Origin of the sequence: Neptunomonas concharum (genome assembly GCF_008630635.1) — a bacterium.
Lineage (GTDB): Bacteria > Pseudomonadota > Gammaproteobacteria > Pseudomonadales > Balneatricaceae > Neptunomonas > Neptunomonas concharum.
In genome coordinates, this window is record NZ_CP043869.1 from 2,750,829 (window position 1) to 2,766,367 (window position 15,539).

20 protein-coding genes are annotated in these 15,539 nt (G+C 46.7%); 6 read left to right on the forward strand and 14 right to left on the reverse strand.

Annotated elements, in window-relative coordinates; all coding sequences use genetic code 11:
- A complete protein-coding gene (locus tag F0U83_RS17345) occupies positions 1 to 447 on the reverse strand; it encodes a cold-shock protein (RefSeq protein WP_138986804.1) in 447 nt (148 codons plus the stop codon).
- A gap of 184 nt (positions 448 to 631) precedes the next feature.
- Between F0U83_RS17345 and F0U83_RS12995 the strand changes: the two genes are divergently transcribed.
- Both F0U83_RS12995 and plsB read left to right on the forward strand, forming a co-directional pair.
- Positions 632 to 841, forward strand: a complete 210-nt coding sequence (locus F0U83_RS12995; protein ID WP_138986803.1) for a SlyX family protein — start codon at positions 632 to 634, stop codon at positions 839 to 841.
- 12 nt (positions 842 to 853) lie between these two features.
- A complete protein-coding gene (gene plsB / locus F0U83_RS13000; RefSeq protein WP_138986802.1) occupies positions 854 to 3,151 on the forward strand; it encodes a glycerol-3-phosphate 1-O-acyltransferase PlsB in 2,298 nt (765 codons plus the stop codon).
- Here plsB and F0U83_RS13005 read toward each other — a convergent pair.
- The 5 genes from F0U83_RS13005 to mpl form a co-directional block, all read right to left on the reverse strand.
- Positions 3,148 to 3,942: a class I SAM-dependent methyltransferase gene (locus tag F0U83_RS13005; RefSeq protein WP_138986801.1), complete on the reverse strand. Its 795-nt coding sequence runs from the start codon at positions 3,940 to 3,942 to the stop codon at positions 3,148 to 3,150. The two genes, plsB and F0U83_RS13005, sit on opposite strands and share 4 nt — an antisense overlap.
- Entirely contained in the window at positions 3,935 to 4,747 is an 813-nt protein-coding gene (locus tag F0U83_RS13010; RefSeq protein ID WP_138986800.1) for an undecaprenyl-diphosphate phosphatase, read from the reverse strand. Before F0U83_RS13010 ends, F0U83_RS13005 begins: the two co-directional genes overlap by 8 nt.
- Positions 4,748 to 5,431, reverse strand: a complete 684-nt coding sequence (gene tsaB, locus F0U83_RS13015) for a tRNA (adenosine(37)-N6)-threonylcarbamoyltransferase complex dimerization subunit type 1 TsaB (protein WP_138986799.1) — start codon at positions 5,429 to 5,431, stop codon at positions 4,748 to 4,750. It lies immediately after the preceding gene.
- A gap of 84 nt (positions 5,432 to 5,515) precedes the next feature.
- On the reverse strand, positions 5,516 to 6,136 hold the full coding sequence (locus tag F0U83_RS13020) for a flavin prenyltransferase UbiX (RefSeq protein ID WP_138986798.1): 621 nt from the start codon (positions 6,134 to 6,136) through the stop codon (positions 5,516 to 5,518).
- Entirely contained in the window at positions 6,129 to 7,514 is a 1,386-nt protein-coding gene (gene mpl / locus F0U83_RS13025) for a UDP-N-acetylmuramate:L-alanyl-gamma-D-glutamyl-meso-diaminopimelate ligase (protein ID WP_138986797.1), read from the reverse strand. Before mpl ends, F0U83_RS13020 begins: the two co-directional genes overlap by 8 nt.
- Positions 7,515 to 7,675: 161 nt before the next feature.
- On the opposite strand from mpl, the gene F0U83_RS13030 reads away from it, so the two are divergent.
- The 3 genes from F0U83_RS13030 to F0U83_RS13040 all read left to right on the forward strand — a co-directional run bounded on the left by F0U83_RS13030 (position 7,676) and on the right by F0U83_RS13040 (position 9,717).
- Positions 7,676 to 8,665, forward strand: coding sequence for a class 1 fructose-bisphosphatase (locus F0U83_RS13030; protein ID WP_138986796.1), 990 nt, complete (start codon positions 7,676 to 7,678; stop codon positions 8,663 to 8,665).
- 97 nt (positions 8,666 to 8,762) lie between these two features.
- Positions 8,763 to 9,296: an inorganic diphosphatase gene (ppa, locus tag F0U83_RS13035; protein ID WP_138986795.1), complete on the forward strand. Its 534-nt coding sequence runs from the start codon at positions 8,763 to 8,765 to the stop codon at positions 9,294 to 9,296.
- 64 nt (positions 9,297 to 9,360) lie between these two features.
- Positions 9,361 to 9,717, forward strand: a complete 357-nt coding sequence (locus F0U83_RS13040) for a putative quinol monooxygenase (protein WP_138986794.1) — start codon at positions 9,361 to 9,363, stop codon at positions 9,715 to 9,717.
- A 44-nt stretch (positions 9,718 to 9,761) separates the two neighbouring features.
- On the opposite strand, the gene F0U83_RS13045 is transcribed toward F0U83_RS13040, so the two are convergent.
- From F0U83_RS13045 to F0U83_RS13060, 4 genes are read right to left on the reverse strand one after another with little or no spacing between them, the layout of a single operon-like run.
- Entirely contained in the window at positions 9,762 to 10,241 is a 480-nt protein-coding gene (locus F0U83_RS13045) for a GNAT family N-acetyltransferase (RefSeq protein ID WP_211343632.1), read from the reverse strand.
- A gap of 35 nt (positions 10,242 to 10,276) precedes the next feature.
- Positions 10,277 to 10,876, reverse strand: a complete 600-nt coding sequence (locus tag F0U83_RS13050; protein WP_138986792.1) for a uracil-DNA glycosylase family protein — start codon at positions 10,874 to 10,876, stop codon at positions 10,277 to 10,279.
- Positions 10,877 to 10,902: 26 nt separating this feature from the next.
- Positions 10,903 to 11,322: a hypothetical protein gene (locus tag F0U83_RS13055; protein WP_246077663.1), complete on the reverse strand. Its 420-nt coding sequence runs from the start codon at positions 11,320 to 11,322 to the stop codon at positions 10,903 to 10,905.
- 18 nt (positions 11,323 to 11,340) lie between these two features.
- Positions 11,341 to 11,763, reverse strand: coding sequence for a GFA family protein (locus F0U83_RS13060; protein WP_138986791.1), 423 nt, complete (start codon positions 11,761 to 11,763; stop codon positions 11,341 to 11,343).
- A gap of 115 nt (positions 11,764 to 11,878) precedes the next feature.
- On the opposite strand from F0U83_RS13060, the gene F0U83_RS13065 reads away from it, so the two are divergent.
- Entirely contained in the window at positions 11,879 to 12,097 is a 219-nt protein-coding gene (locus F0U83_RS13065; protein WP_138986790.1) for a hypothetical protein, read from the forward strand.
- A gap of 25 nt (positions 12,098 to 12,122) precedes the next feature.
- On the opposite strand, the gene F0U83_RS13070 is transcribed toward F0U83_RS13065, so the two are convergent.
- The 4 genes from F0U83_RS13070 to F0U83_RS13085 all read right to left on the reverse strand — a co-directional run bounded on the left by F0U83_RS13070 (position 12,123) and on the right by F0U83_RS13085 (position 15,523).
- Positions 12,123 to 12,344, reverse strand: coding sequence for a penicillin-binding protein (locus tag F0U83_RS13070; protein WP_138986789.1), 222 nt, complete (start codon positions 12,342 to 12,344; stop codon positions 12,123 to 12,125).
- Positions 12,345 to 12,412: 68 nt separating this feature from the next.
- Positions 12,413 to 13,750: an MFS transporter gene (locus F0U83_RS13075; protein ID WP_138986788.1), complete on the reverse strand. Its 1,338-nt coding sequence runs from the start codon at positions 13,748 to 13,750 to the stop codon at positions 12,413 to 12,415.
- Positions 13,751 to 13,824: 74 nt separating this feature from the next.
- Positions 13,825 to 14,598 carry a DUF3047 domain-containing protein gene (locus F0U83_RS13080; protein WP_138986787.1) on the reverse strand — a complete coding sequence of 258 codons (774 nt, stop codon included), beginning with the start codon at positions 14,596 to 14,598 and terminating at the stop codon, positions 13,825 to 13,827.
- A 73-nt stretch (positions 14,599 to 14,671) separates the two neighbouring features.
- Entirely contained in the window at positions 14,672 to 15,523 is an 852-nt protein-coding gene (locus F0U83_RS13085) for a LysR family transcriptional regulator (protein WP_138986786.1), read from the reverse strand.
- Positions 15,524 to 15,539: the final 16 nt, after the last annotated feature.

Genomic DNA, 15,539 nt, shown 5'->3' on the forward strand with positions numbered 1-15,539 from the left:
TTAGCCACGTACAATAGAAACGTCTTCGGCTTGCAGACCTTTATCACTCTCACGGGCATTAAAACGAACACGCTGCCCTTCACTCAATGAGCGATGCCCACGGCCACGAATGTTACGGAAATGAACAAATACATCGTCACCGTTTTCGCGGGTAATGAATCCAAAGCCTTTGGAAACATTGAACCACTTAACCGTGCCCATTTCACGATCATCATTTTCGAGGTCTTCATCATCATCCATTTCAGCACCGTTCTCAACCGGAGCGACGCTCTGGCTACCACCGGCAGCAGAAATCAGACTACTAATCAGCACCACAATGAAAACCACTGCGATAACAGGTGCTGTCAGACCGGCCTCTACACCTGCAATTGCTTTTAACAAAACAGGAATCAAAACCGCTGCAATACCACTTACAACTACACTACGAATTATTTGGTTACCACTCATCTATCTATCTCTTTGTAGAAATTATGACTAAGAATTGTGCCGTCTGAACTTAACTAAAAACGGCAACCGCTCAGGTATACCGAATAAGACTCAAAATTTCAATAGCTTACCCTTTATATCTGAATTTACTTTTCTGCCATCACTCCGTTATGCTTACGCATTCACCCCACTTGTTGGTAAAAACATGAACTACGATGAACGCATAACGGAGCTTGAAAGCCGCGTCGCATTTCAGGAAGATGCGCTGGATAAACTTAGCGACGTCATTGCTCAGCAAGATAAAACCATCATGGATCTGGAAAAAATGATCCGGGTTTTACATGATCAAGTTAAGAAAGTAGATCACTCAGGGCAGAGCGGAATACATAACGAACCGCCTCCACCCCACTATTAAGGTTGTACATCAATGCGAGGGTTTTACTGGCTAAGCCAACTCATTGTTAAGCTGTTTGTACGTTCAGACGTACAAGGAGCAGACTATCTCGCGCCTTCTCCTAATACCTTGTATGTATTAGAAACATCCCGCTATAGCCATCGTTTTCTGGTAATCGAGCAGTTACGCAAAGCCGGTAACACGCTACCCGAACAAAAAATGCTCAGTGCCGCTCATGATCAACAAGAGTCTTTACGTGGGCGGCTCGAATCGCAGGTAGAACGTCTTGAGTTTTTGGCTGATGATGAAGATATTCATATTATCCCTGTTTCCATCTATCACGGCAGAATGCCTCAGAGAGAAACTTCGTTACTTAATTTACTCTACGCTGAAACTTGGGATAAAGCGGGCATTATAGGCCGTATGATGCAACTGTTGATCAATGGCCGACAAACATTGATCCAAATTGATCCACCTCTGTCACTAAAACAACTGAAGCAGGAATCTCCTCACCAACCGGCCGGCGTGGTTGCCCATAAAGCAGCCCGTGTATTCCATGCTCACTTTCATCGGCGAAGACAGGCTATTATTGGCCCCGACCTATCACACCGCAGAACCCTGATAAAACTCATTCTCAACGCGCCAGAAGTCAAACAGGCAATACAAGCCGAGGCTTCTCACACATCGCATTCTTTAGCATCTATTAAAAAACAAGCAGTAACGAATCTTGAAGGCATTGCCGCTAACTTCAGCCCAACGACCGCACGACTTTTAGCACCACTTCTTGGCTTTTTCTGGCATAAAGTTTACAGAAAGATGCATATAGCTGGTATCGAGAAGGTCCAAGCCTGCGCACCAGATCATCAATTAGTCTACTTGCCGTGCCATCGTAGCCATATGGACTACGTCATGCTGTCATGGAGCCTCTACCAGCATGGTTTAATGATCCCGCATGTTGCAGCTGGAGATAACCTCAACGCACCTATTCTGGGAAGCATTTTAAAGCGGGGAGGTGCTATCTTTATGCGCCGTCGTTTCAATAATGATCAACTCTATACCCAGCTATTTAAAAGCTACTTGAGCTATATGGCGAGTAGAGGACACTCGTTAGAGTACTTTATTGAGGGAGGTCGTAGCCGCACAGGTCGACTCTTACCGGCTAAGACTGGCCTACTATCCATGACCCTGGAAGACCATCTCAGTAAACGCGGTAAACCCGTTGCCCTCGTTCCGGTATGGATCAGCTACGATAAGCTGGTAGAAAGTAAAAGCTACCAGCAAGAGCTACAAGGAAAACAAAAGCGGGGGGAGTCTTTTTGGGGACTCCTAAAAACGTTAAAAATGTTTAATACGCGCTTTGGTGATGCGAGTTTAAGCTTTGGCGAGCCGGTACTTCTTCAAGACGCATACCGTAAAACACAAGATCTAAAAACCAATACCCATTTTATTGGTAACGAGGTCTTAAGCCGCATCAACAAAGCGGCTTGGGTTAACGAAACAGCCTTAATTGCTACCATTCTGTTGGCCAACCCAAAGCGCTCTTTTGGCATCGAATCTATGGTCGAGCAACTAACCCTGTTATCGGTGTTGATAAAACGCCTACCTAATGCGCCTGCTGGTATTGCAAAAGGCGACCCCAACGACTGGCTTTATAACGCAGCACAACGTAAGCAACTTAGCCTAGAAGATGGCGAGGTCGTTCTTTATGAAGAGCAGGCTCAGGAGATGGCGTTTTACCGCAATCAGTTACACCACCTAACGTTGCTACCGGGGCTGTATTTGCTATTAGCGAGCCGATACCCTAAACCCCTGCCACAAACGTTGCCACGCTTACTGACACCACTTTACCCCTATCTGAAAGCAGAACTGTGCCTACCTTGGTGCTCTGAAGAACTGTCCCCGGCTATTAAGAAGATACGAATAAACCTTGAGAAAAGAGGTTTATTGATCCGCCAAACGAAGTACCTAGAGGTGTCGGATCAATCGCTTGCCTATGTGCTTATGCAAACCGCTGAGCCGGTCCTGCTTCGGTACTATTTAGTATTCCGCTTACTGGCAACCGGACATCCGCTAACAAAGCAGGGAGTGATTGAAGAGAGCCAACGTATTGCTGCCAGTTTGCATCGACAGTTTGGCTTTCACTCACCAGAATACTCCGACAAGAACGTGCTGAGTGTTTTTGTAGATACGCTGTTAGAACAACACGTACTAGCAGAGGAGTCACAACGCTTGATCTCTCTCATCAATAATGATGCGTTATTAAAACGCGCCCATCAAATTCTTAATCCACAGCATACGGCTTGGATCGAACACGCCCTGACACCGCGCTAGCTCAATTTACTTAAGGCATAGATGTCATATCGGCTGGATTTGCCTTCCAGCTGATAACTGGGCGCTCGTCCCTCAATGGTCGGTGCTTTGCGGGGGCGTTTCACAACAACGCGGGCTTGGGCTATGCTCAATGCCGCATCCAGCAGTGCTGCTGAATCCTGATCATCCCCCACTACATCGCGAAAGATACGCATCTCTTTTTTCACCAGTGCCGACTTTTCAGAATGGGGGAACATAGGATCAACATAAACCACTTGTGGAGCTGGCAACACTCCTTGGCTTATCAACTCAATGGCATTACCTTGATGCAGCGTCATTCGCCCACAAACGTCTGAGACCTCATCATCGGCCATGGCTCGCGCTAATCCATCTTCCAACAACGCATGAATCACAGGAGAGCGCTCAGTCATGGTGACATGACATCCTAGCGTCACTAATACAAAGCTATCTCGCCCCAAACCTGCTGTCGCATCTAAAACCGTTGGCCGAATACCACTTTTTACGCCTACGGCCTTCGCGATCATTTGTCCTGCCCCACCTCCAAATTTACGTCGATGGGCCACGGCACCTGACAAAAAATCAACCCAAACAGGACCCGGTGCTTTGCGCCCTGTGGTCTGTAACTGCAACCCGTCATAGGTGACATACAAAAGAATGGGGAATTCAGTTGCTGCAATGTCTTCAATAACGTCGGCACAAGGTAAGGCTAAGCGCCCTGCTATATGGCGTGCTTGCTCAAGCAGTGGCTGGTCAGCCGCCGCAACGTAAAGGTTTTCGATGGATTCAGACATGGCCAGGCACAAAAAACCAAATAGAGAGTAATAAAACGCCAAGACAGAACCGGTAAATAACAAAAGGCAACATACCGATTTTATCTAACCATTTTAGGAAAAAGTGGATGCAAGCCAAGGCGCTTAACGCTGAAACCACAATACCACCAGCGACCATTTCCCATTGCGCCGCTGAACCGGTCGTTGCTAACTCCAAACCTTTATAGCTGCCTGCCGCTAGGATAACAGGAATCGAGAGCAGAAAAGAGAATCGCGCAGCCGCTTGGCGCTCAAATCCCAACATAAGGGCTGCCGTAATCGTAATACCGGAACGTGATGTACCTGGAATCAACGCCACAGCCTGTGCCAGACCAATTATGATGGCATCTTTCAGTGTGATTGTTTCAAGCGGCTTAATCTCTTTTCGCGTCACATCAGCCCACCAAAGCAAGGCACCGAATATCAACGTGGTACCTGCAATCACTAAAATAGACCGACCATAGTGATCGATCAGATCATTTAGTAGCAAACCAAACAATAACGCGGGGATCGTCGCAAAAATAACAAACCATGCAATACGGCTATCCGCTGAGTGCTTGCCGGTTAATGAAGCAAAGAAGGCGGCCAACAGTTGGTAGATATCTTTACGAAAATAAAACATCACTGCTGCCAATGTGCCTACGTGTACACCGACATCAAAAGCCAGCCCTTGATCTTCCCAGCCCAATAACTGTGACGGGAGAATCAAATGCGCCGAACTGGAAATTGGCAGAAACTCTGTCAATCCTTGAATAAGCGCTAGGACAATCGTCTGCAACCAATCCATTTATTGCTGACCCTTCTTTTTCCATGCGACATCGTCGCGCAAATAAACCGGTAGTGCTTGCTCCGGCGACACCGCCTTGCCTGCTGCAAAATCTCTAAGCGCCAGCGTTAGCATAGTGGAGGCCGTGGGATAACAAAGCTCACTACTTACGGTTACAGATGCTTGCACCGACTCTGGCATATCAGCCAAGTAACACCAACCGGAACCTGCGCCACACCATAAAGTGCCATCAGGTAAGGCCACATTCACAGGTGCATCTACCCGCTCTGGTGTCACGGCGATCGGCAAGCCTGCTTCACTACGGTAGGCAGCCCAGTAAATTTCATCCATACGTGCATCTAAGGCGGCCACTACCTGTGTGTCACCCGTTTGTAGTTTGCTTAACGCTATAGATTCCAGCGTAGAGATCGGCAGTAATGGAATTTCAGCAGCAAAAGCCAAGCCTTGAGCAACACCTGTCGCAATGCGAATACCGGCAAAAGAACCCGGACCACGCCCGAACGCAATGGCATCTAAATCCGTCACCTTTATGCCCGCTTCCTCTAACATTGTTTGAATCATTGGCAACAGCTGCTTGGTATGCTGACGAGGAATCACGCGAAAATCTTCTCGCACCTCGCCGTTCAAATACAGCGCCACGGAACAGGCATCGGTTGATGTATCAAGAGCAAGTAATTTAGGCATTAGCCAATCCTGTTAATCTAGCGTTGAAAAAGAGGCTCATTCTAATCATCCAAGGGCGGTATTTCATCCTTTGGCGCGGTCTATTTACAGCAACGCATCCCCCCATTGGGGCATAAGTGTCTGCTCAATACCTAGCTGGCTCAAAATACGTGCTACCACAAAGTCGATTAAGTCTTCGATTGACTGAGGCTGGTGATAAAAACCCGGGCTTGCAGGCAATATGACCGCACCCATCCGTGTTAGCTTTAGCATATGTTCGAGGTGAATCTCAGAATAAGGTGCTTCACGGGGTACCAAAATTAGCTGGCGGCGCTCTTTAAGCACCACATCCGCTGCACGTTCAATAAGGTTATTACTCGCCCCGGTGGCTATCGCCGATAAGCTCCCTGTACTGCAAGGGCACACCACCATACTGGAGGGCGCACCAGAACCTGATGCTACCGGCGCCATCCACTGCTCTTTGGAAAAAACGACGATTTGATTTTCACGGGCGTTCAATAGTTGCGTGAAATAAGCCGCCTGATCTGTGCTGCTGCCGGGTATCTTTAGATCTGTCTCGGTCGCGGCCACAACCTGAGCCGCTCTCGATATCATTACTAAAATCTGTACATCAGCAGCAACTAAGCACTGCATTAAACGGATCGCATATTGCACACCTGAAGCACCCGTTATCGCCAATGTCACCCTGCGGGAAAATTCACTCATGCCCCACCTCCTGCAAACGCGCTAACAAACGTTGATGAATACCTTCAAATCCACCATTGCTCATCACCACAATATGCGCTCCATTGTTATAGGCTCCCGCCTGCATTTGCTGCGCAACAGTTTCAATAATAGCTTCAACCGTGCTGGCAACGTGCATTGTTGCTTCATGGCCTTCAATCACATCGTCTAATGACCAGTCGAGGCCTTGGGGTTGATACCAAATAACCTGATCGGCTTGTGTTGCAGAGTGTGCCAACTCACTTCGATGCGATCCCAATCGCATAGTATTAGAACGCGGCTCAATGATAGCCAGCACGTGCTTATCTCCGACGCGGGCTCTCAATCCAGCCAAGGTTGTCTGAATGGCGGTTGGGTGATGAGCAAAGTCATCATAAATCGTGACGCCTCTGACTTCGCCGATCTTCTCCATACGACGTTTGACTCCGCCGAATTCAGATAGCGCTTCGATAGCATGATGTGGCTGCACTCCCACATTTCTGGCAGCTATGAGCGCCATTAAGCCATTTGAAACACTATGGTTTCCTGTCATTTCCCAATGTACTTGACCGAGTATGTTGCCGTGATGCATCACCTCAAAAACACTACCATCTTCTTTTACGAGTCGGGCCTGCCATTCCCCGTCCTCACCCACCGACGCTGTTACAATCGGTGTCCAACTTCCCATCGCCAACACATCACTGATGGCGCCATCATGATGAGGGACAATAATCTGCCCATTGGCAGGCACGGTTCGCACCACATGATGAAACTGCCGTTGAATAGCCGCCAGATCGGGGAAGATATCGGCATGATCAAATTCAAGGTTATTAAGCACCAAGGTTCTGGGGCGGTAGTGCACAAATTTTGAGCGTTTATCGAAAAAAGCCGTATCGTACTCATCCGCCTCCATCACAAAAAAGGGCGAGCCGCCTAAACGAGCAGATACTGAAAAATTATTCGGTACGCCACCTATCAGGTAACCGGGTTCCATCTTGGCGTATTCAAGAATCCATGCCAGCATAGAAGCGGTCGTTGTTTTTCCATGTGTGCCTGCCACCGCCAACACCCAGCGGTCTTGCAGCACGTGCTCACACAACCACTGGGGGCCTGAAACATAATGAAGGCCTTTATCCAGCACATATTCAACCGCAGGATTGCCACGAGACATCGCATTGCCGATCACCACAAGATCGGGAGCCGGATCAAGGTGATCAGGCGAGTAACCTACCATCAACTCAATGCCTTGTGACGCCAATTGGGTACTCATAGGCGGGTAAACATTGGCGTCAGAACCGGTGACACGATAGCCCAACTCACGAGCTAAAATCGCCAAAGACCCCATAAAGGTTCCGCAAATACCAAGGATATGAATATGCACGTTGAAACTCCAAACTAAGCCAAGGGGTAATGATACCGATAAAAACCAAGGAAAGGAGGATAATTAGGTACTGTTTTTTGCCAGTTTCTCATGATTTTCCCCTGCAAATCGCGTAAAATCGCCTCACTATTTCAACCATCAATGCAAAGGTAATGCCCCCCATGCAACTGCTTAGCCAGTTTCTGAGACGCCACGACACTGACGAACAACTTATGGATCTGATCGCTACTCTAATGGTGGCTTGTAAAGAGATCGCCCTGCAACTGCGCGAAGGCGCATTAGCTGGCGTACTCGGCACAACAGATAACACAAATGTACAGGGCGAAACACAGAAGAAACTGGATGTTATTTCCAATGAAATTCTGAAAACCGTTCTGCTAAATCACTCTCTGGTTGCAGGCGTTGCCTCTGAAGAAGAAAGCGAACCCGTTGCGGGTAACCCTGACGGTCGCTTTTTAGTGATCTTTGATCCACTTGATGGTTCATCCAATATTGATATCAACGTATCTGTCGGTACGATCTTTTCAATTCTTGAAGCCCCAGAAGGTGAAGATTACAGCCAAGAACACGCTTATTTACAAAACGGGCGCAAGCAGATTGCCGCAGGCTACGTGCTCTATGGCCCTTCAGCGATTCTGGTACTTTCTACCGGTAAAGGCGTCAACATGTTCACCTTGTCTCACACAGGTGACTTCTTATTGACCCGTGAAAATGTCATCATCCCCGAAGAAACGCGTGAGTTTGCTATCAATATGTCAAACCACCGCTTCTGGGAGCCTGCTATGCGCAGCTACATCGACGATCTATTACTCGGTGCAGATGGCCCTCGCGAGAAAAACTACAACATGCGCTGGGTAGCAGCCATGGTCGCTGAAGTGCATCGCGTACTGACCCGTGGCGGTATTTTCACTTACCCTTGGGATTCTCGCTCCCCCAGAAAACCGGGCAAGCTTCGCTTAATGTATGAAGGTAACCCGATGAGTATGTTGGTTGAACAAGCAGGTGGGTTAGCAACAAACTGTTATAAAAATGTTATGGATGTTCAGCCAGATGATATCCATGAGCGCGTCTCCATCGCATTAGGATCACTTAAAGAAGTTGAGACACTAATGGCGTACCACGAACGCGAAGAAAGCACCCGAGAAGCTTAATCAGCGGTTAGTCGTATACAAAGCCTTGTGTACGACTCTTATAATGCGCCCTAATCAAAATTTTATTATTTAACTTTTATAGCACAGGAAGAATCCCATGAGCTTTGCAAAAGTGCCTGCTGGTAAAGACGTACCTAACGACATCTACGTGATCATCGAGATCCCGGCGGAAAGCTCCCCGGTAAAATATGAGATCGAAAAAGAAGAAGATGCTATCTTCGTAGATCGCTTCATGGCTGCACCTATGTTCTATCCTGCAAACTACGGCTACGTAAATAATACGCTAGCTGATGACGGTGATGCAGTAGACGTACTGGTACTGACACCTTACCCGGTAATCCCAGGTTCTGTGATTCGTTGCCGTCCAATCGGTGTTTTGAACATGACAGACGAAGCCGGTCAGGATGCTAAATTGTTAGCTGTACCACACGACAAGCTAACTAAAATGTACAAAGATGTGCAAGACATCAGCGACCTGCCAGAACTGACACTGGCCCGCATCAAACACTTCTTCGAGAACTACAAAGGCTTGGAAGAAGGCAAATGGGTTAAACTGGATGGCTGGGAAGGTGCTGATGCAGCACGTGCAGCGATCATTGAAGGCGTTAAAGCTTACGAAGCAGCAAAATAAGCTAACCCCTGATCGAAGATAAGCCTCCCTTCGCGGAGGCTTTTTCATTTATAAAGGAATTATTATGTCTAAGAAAGTCTATTGCACAGCACAGTTTCAACCCAAAGCAGGCAAAGAAGCTGAGGTCTTTGCTTTGCTACAGGCACTTGAACCGAACGCTCATCGTGAAGATGGCTGTATCCTTTACACGGTAACACGTCATATCCCCAGCCCTTTTGCTGAAGGTGATAGCTATTCGATCGCTTTTCATGAAATTTGGGCGGATATGGAAACCTTTGAAGCACACTGCCAGCGCAAACAGATTCAAGAATTTTTTGAAACCAACTGCGTTGCAGAAGAAGGGCCTGTCGAAAAGTGGAACGTATGTATCTATACCGACGAACCCGAAAACTTTGATGCACCTGTTTTTAATCAGGCATAACAAAGACGACCAGCCATTATCTCAGATTATGGCTGGAAATTTAGCTATAGCGCTTTTCCATATAAGCCTAATGTCACTTCATCCGATACGCGCTCTTGGACGCACTCATATGAAAAACCAAGCCTACTTAATAACCGTACGCAAGGGGTATTATTAGAAAGCGTAATTGCAACCACTCTATCTATGCCCAGCACATGCTTAGCAAAATTCAGTACCTCATTGGCCGACTCGAAAGCATACCCTTGCCCTTCCCACATCGGAAGAAAACCAAAACCCAAATCAATATCATTGAGTGAATCACGTTTAATCAACCCACAAAGTCCTATGGGTACATTATCAACTTTACGCTCGACCTTTAATAAGCCCATACCCGGTATTTGGTACATTGCGACCAAGGTATCCACTAAATAGGCTTCGGCATCAACCAGTGTACGTAACTGTTTATCCCCAACAAACTTTTTGAAGGCAGGCGTGTTGTACAGGTCAAATATGAATTCTGCATCTTCCAAGACGAGTTCTCGCATAACCAACCTGTCTGACAATAGATGTAAAGGCACATTCATACACTCACACGCGCTTCAACAAGCCTATGGACCCGCTGCCTAAGCTCAGGTAGTAGCTCTGCTTCAAACCAAGGGTTCCGACGAAGCCATAGATTATTACGTGGGCTAGGGTGAGGCAGAGGCACCTTATCAGGCCAGTAGTGCTGCCACGTTTGCACAAGCTGAGTAAGATTCCCACGATGATTTCGAAAATGATACGCTTGGGCATACTTGCCAAGTACTATCGTAAATTCAATATTAGGTAGCAGAGCGAGTACTTTTTCGCGCCATGTCAGTTCACACTCAGCTCTTGGTGGTAAATCCCCCGACTTTCCGGTACCGGGAAAACAAAATCCCATAGGAACGATAGCGATTTGCTCTTCGTCATAGAAAACTTCGCGAGATATCCCCAGCCAAGATCTCAATCGGTCACCACTCGCGTCATTAAAAGGAATTCCTGTCTCGTGGACTTTGCGGCCAGGTGCTTGTCCAACAAGCAAAATTTTTGCCTTAGGATTTAGCTGTAGCACCGGCCTAACACCATGCGCTAAATGGGCAGCGCACAAAGTACAAGCACGTACCTCAGCCAATACCGAATGATAGTCTTGTAGGGTCATACAGCTATATCTCGCATTAACAAGGCCTACTTATGATTTAAATCCGCAGCTTTTACATGCACTCTACCCGCTTTTATCTTCTTCAGATCCACCTCTAGCCTAATGGGTGACCAACCATGAATTTTATCCTGCGCTTCGATGTAAACCGTCGTTATCCCATCAGGCAGAGTTACTTGGCTAAGCCCGCGGGTAAACGGCTGTTCATCCACATGAGGGTGATGTAAAACCCTGTCACCTAATAGGTTGCCCTTAGCATCCACTACGCGCCAACGATTAGCATAATGATCCCAACCCGTATCGTCATGCTGTAGGGTGACAGTGATATTCCAAGTATTTCCACCTGCATGTCGAAAGTCTGCGGCTAAAATACTCACTTCACCTGCAATAACCGTATTCATAGAGCAGAGTATGAATAAAGCCATCCCCTGAGCTAAGCGCTTTTTCATCAGTCTTTACCTTTTAATTCACCCTTTTCTGGGCGGCATCTCATCATGCTGTGGCAAACTTTCAGGATCTACATACCAATCCCCACGAGATGCACAGAAGATGCTTTGGCTAGGTTTAATTTGTGGGTCATCATCTAACGTACCTGCAGGAATAACGACCGCTTTACCCGTTTTAGCGACCCACGGGAGGGAAGAACCACAATGAGAGCAAAACGATGTGGCGAAATGTTTCGTCTCTAGTGGCTCATAGTTGGCCACATAGGGCTCACCTTCTAACCACTTAAAATCTTGAGGAGAAATCAGTAAATTGGAGGCGAACGCACTCCCTGTAAATTTACGGCAGCGGGAGCAATTACAATACTGGAATATTCCCAAATGACCGGTGATTACATAGGTAACTTTCTTGCAAAGGCAACTACCTGTAACTCGATAGGTAGACATGTCACACTCCTACGATGATAGTGAAGGCTAACACCTTCATTTTGAGTGGGGCTGTGGTTGCTCTCGTAACTTGAACTATGCCACACTTCGCGATTTTCGGTATCCTGAAGCTATCATGGAATCACACATTGTTTACGCCTTTCCTACAGGGCAGCACGCTAACCGATTTTTAAATACCCTCAAAGTATGGGACGTTACCGACGTCAAAGTGAAATTATTCCAAGGAGCGGATAAGGTCAAAGTATCCTATATCATCTCCGAAGGTGGCTTCGACACAACGGTATCGCAACTCGACCAATTAGCTGAATCATTTGGAGGCTGGGAATATTCATAAAAATATTCTCTTACCTCCCCTAACTTTAGTAACTTGAATTAGGCGTTATATCAGGATTTATTTCACCATAAACCTCTTCAGGATCTACATCATTAATGAGCAATTCTTCCCTTACCGCTTCAATATGATCCAGAACAATCTGATATCGATCGCCATACTCATATTTCGTAACCTCAATGGCCTTAGGCATATAAGTAAAGGCTATTTTCAAAGCCTCCAATGCCGATTCACTCATTTTTTCACTCATCGGTAAATCCTCTTTGTGTAAATAATTATGATGGAGTGACATAGCCCACGGTCGAGTCATGCTATCGACTAGCCATCCTCTGAGCCACCACTGACATCAGGTAACTTCCTAATATAGATCGCGGCAACCAAAGATAAACATGATAATACTAAGATAATCACCTCAGCGCCTAATAAGTCACTTACCACGCCAACCAAACCGCCTGCCAGCATAAGAACACCGATAACCGTATTAGATACGGCCACATAAGCCGCTCGATTATCTGCACTCGCCATATCAACAAGGTACACTTTACGCCCTAGTCTTACACCACCATGCATTACATTCAGAATAAAAAAGATAGCCGCAAAACCATAGACATTGATCACCCAAGCCCAGTCATTGGTTATAGCCAAAAAAGTGAATATTCCAATAAAAGCAGAACTTGTCGCTGCAATGATCATGACACTCTTACTGGATCGATCCCCCATATTTCCCCAAAAAGGAGCCGATAGACTTGTACCTAACCCATTAGCGATGATCAATGTACCCAACCCTAGTAATGCACCGCTTACATTTTCTTGAATAGCAAGCACGAAAAAGGGAGGAGACAGAGCAACCGATAACAGCAAACCCCTCGCAATAACAAACTGACGAAACACGGGATCACTTTTTAGTAATGAAAGCTGTTGCAAAGCGACACTGATCGCATTTCCACCACCCTCGGTAGCACCTGGCTGCTCGATAATTGATGAGAAGAAGAGTGCTGCCACAATCCATACACAACCACCAAAGGCTAACAAGCCAGCAAAAACAAGAGTATCAGCCTGTTGGAAATGGCTCCCTCCTAGGTACAGACCAAGAATAAGAACAGCAATGCCTGAAAAACTGGCGCTCCACCCCATAAGCTTTCCTCGCCGGCTTTTTGAAATGGTTTTCCCAAGCACATCTTTCGCTGATACAGAGCATAGGCCTCGGCAAACACTAAACACCAATAGCATAACTAATATGGCTGCCCCGGCTTCTATGCCATCTAATTTGAGAGCAACGTAGGCCATGACCAATAGGCTAATCGCGGACAATAAAGCACCTAATACCCAGACTTTCTTTCTAACAGCCACCTTTCTGACTATGGCTGCAACCGCAAGCTGGGGTAAGAGCACCCCTCCCTCACGAATAGGCACAAGGAAACCCGTAAGAAAAGCGGGCACGCCTAATGCTCCAAAAAGCCAAGGTAAAATTAATTTGGCACTTGCGGCCTCATCCGCAAGTTTGCTAAAAAAATTAGCCGCCAGATAGGCCGAAAAATTACGCGGTTGATCATCGCATGCAGACTCCGGTATATCTTTGCATACACGAGCATCCTCATCACCGGTAAGGTAGTTATAGAGTGTCTCAGTAAAAGTGTTGTCGTCTTTTCGGGCCATAATCCATTAATTTGTAAAAGTCGAATCCATAGAGGCACATCATCACAAAACAGTTGCGATATTATGTCCAGCCTTTAGAAATAGCATGATTCTTTATTTGATACAAAATGAAGATTAGCAAACAGCGCACGGGCAGAGCTTTTGGTATTGTCTGTGTCTGAGGCTAAAGCTATTTGTATTAACTTGGCACCTGCTGAGTTAAACAGCTCATTGACATCTGTTTGAACGTTGCGACGCTCATCTACCCAGCGCCCGGTATCCACACTCCCAGTTCTCTGCACAACCATTTTAGCTCGGTCGGTATATACATTATTTTGTTGTGTACCTATAGGGTGTTTGTTGTCCCATACATAATTAATGGCAGCTTCCGGAACTTGGTCTCCATAAATTTGCCGGGCTAGGGATAGCTTTAATCTCGTACCTAAGCCGAGCTGATCATCAGGCAGATCAAACGTCAAATACAGTCGTGCTGCGTAATCATCCCCCGCTTTGATATTCATATCCGCCTGATCTACAGGCATGTCTACCCACCACTGCCAACACAGAATAGGGGTTTTCTCGATATCGACTTCCACTGGTCTTGCCAGCAAAGCCATACTGGATTCAGCAACAGCTTCCAGCGCTGATCGGTTGTGCCAATCAATAATTTGAAATTGTGTCGCGGGTATTTTCTCGTCAAATCTTACAACTTGCCAAGGCGAGACAGGTTGAGAGTTTGAGCTATCAAAGCGCCCAACAGAAACAGGCTCAGCTGTTACGAAGGAGGACGATACAGCCGCTAATACGCAGCAGCACACCAGAACTAAATCACGAAACAGGCAACGATACGCAACAGAAAATAGCGACATAAACGACTCCTCATTGATAAGCGGTAGAACCCGCTATTTTTATTAGTCGTTTGGTATACAGATTCCTTACACGTTAATGGTTTATTTCTCTAAACTTCGCGCACAGGTCTGCCACCATCGACACGCCGATTAATGGATGTGGGATTGGTGCCACAGCTAGGACAATATCGACCGCTGGAAGCGCAGGCAATTGAGCCTTTTCATCGATTTTGTGCAGCCCTTCCGAAACGCTTGATCGGGCCATCGCACTGATACCTATGCCTTCCTTGAGCAAACTTTTAATCGCTGTCGCGCTGGATGTCGCACACAGCAAACGGTAACGACGAGATTGCTTTTCCAGCCCATCAATTGCCGTACTATGAAACTTACAATCCGCTTCATACATCACTAGGGGTAACTCATCTGCCTCAATCAGTTCAGGAAAACCACCATGTACCCATACCCCTTTATCATGTTTAAGCAAATATCCCTCCTCTTTTTCAGGTGATCGGGTAAGGATTGCCAGGTCAATATCACCGTTATCTAACATCAAGCGTAATTGCGTACTGCAATCGCACTGGATCCGAATACTGGACTGAGGTAATGACTGCATTAGTAACGTTACGAATTGTGGAAGTATGGACTGGGCGTAATCGTCAGGGCACCCGATTCGAATGGGTTGGTGCTGGCGATGGCTAGCGAGCTCCCCCAAAACTTCATCATGCATGGCTAATATTCGGCGTGCATAGCTAACCAGCAAACGCCCCTGCTCTGTTAGCACCAAATACCGACCATTTTTCTGAAAGAGTGTCTGACCTGCGTCCTCTTCCAGCTTTTTCATCTGCATACTAATTGCACTTTGCGTTCTAAAGGTCTGTTTAGCAGCTCTTGTAAAACTACCCGTATCAACAAAAGCAATAAAACTTCTCAAAGCCTCTATATCCAAAACATTAACTCCGTAT

Coding starts and splice junctions, on each gene's coding strand:
- plsB (WP_138986802.1), top strand. CDS start 854: ATGCGAGGGTTTTACTGGCTAAGCCAACTCATTGTTAAGCTGTTTGTA.
- F0U83_RS13040 (WP_138986794.1), top strand. CDS start 9,361: ATGTCTAAGAAAGTCTATTGCACAGCACAGTTTCAACCCAAAGCAGGC.
- F0U83_RS12995 (WP_138986803.1), top strand. CDS start 632: ATGAACTACGATGAACGCATAACGGAGCTTGAAAGCCGCGTCGCATTT.
- F0U83_RS13065 (WP_138986790.1), top strand. CDS start 11,879: ATGGAATCACACATTGTTTACGCCTTTCCTACAGGGCAGCACGCTAAC.
- F0U83_RS17345 (WP_138986804.1), bottom strand. CDS start 447: ATGAGTGGTAACCAAATAATTCGTAGTGTAGTTGTAAGTGGTATTGCA.
- F0U83_RS13005 (WP_138986801.1), bottom strand. CDS start 3,942: ATGTCTGAATCCATCGAAAACCTTTACGTTGCGGCGGCTGACCAGCCA.
- F0U83_RS13020 (WP_138986798.1), bottom strand. CDS start 6,136: ATGAGTGAATTTTCCCGCAGGGTGACATTGGCGATAACGGGTGCTTCA.
- F0U83_RS13060 (WP_138986791.1), bottom strand. CDS start 11,763: ATGTCTACCTATCGAGTTACAGGTAGTTGCCTTTGCAAGAAAGTTACC.
- F0U83_RS13030 (WP_138986796.1), top strand. CDS start 7,676: ATGCAACTGCTTAGCCAGTTTCTGAGACGCCACGACACTGACGAACAA.
- F0U83_RS13010 (WP_138986800.1), bottom strand. CDS start 4,747: ATGGATTGGTTGCAGACGATTGTCCTAGCGCTTATTCAAGGATTGACA.
- F0U83_RS13055 (WP_246077663.1), bottom strand. CDS start 11,322: ATGAAAAAGCGCTTAGCTCAGGGGATGGCTTTATTCATACTCTGCTCT.
- F0U83_RS13075 (WP_138986788.1), bottom strand. CDS start 13,750: ATGGCCCGAAAAGACGACAACACTTTTACTGAGACACTCTATAACTAC.
- F0U83_RS13045 (WP_211343632.1), bottom strand. CDS start 10,241: ATGCGAGAACTCGTCTTGGAAGATGCAGAATTCATATTTGACCTGTAC.
- F0U83_RS13070 (WP_138986789.1), bottom strand. CDS start 12,344: ATGAGTGAAAAAATGAGTGAATCGGCATTGGAGGCTTTGAAAATAGCC.
- tsaB (WP_138986799.1), bottom strand. CDS start 5,431: ATGCCTAAATTACTTGCTCTTGATACATCAACCGATGCCTGTTCCGTG.
- ppa (WP_138986795.1), top strand. CDS start 8,763: ATGAGCTTTGCAAAAGTGCCTGCTGGTAAAGACGTACCTAACGACATC.
- F0U83_RS13080 (WP_138986787.1), bottom strand. CDS start 14,598: ATGTCGCTATTTTCTGTTGCGTATCGTTGCCTGTTTCGTGATTTAGTT.
- F0U83_RS13050 (WP_138986792.1), bottom strand. CDS start 10,876: ATGACCCTACAAGACTATCATTCGGTATTGGCTGAGGTACGTGCTTGT.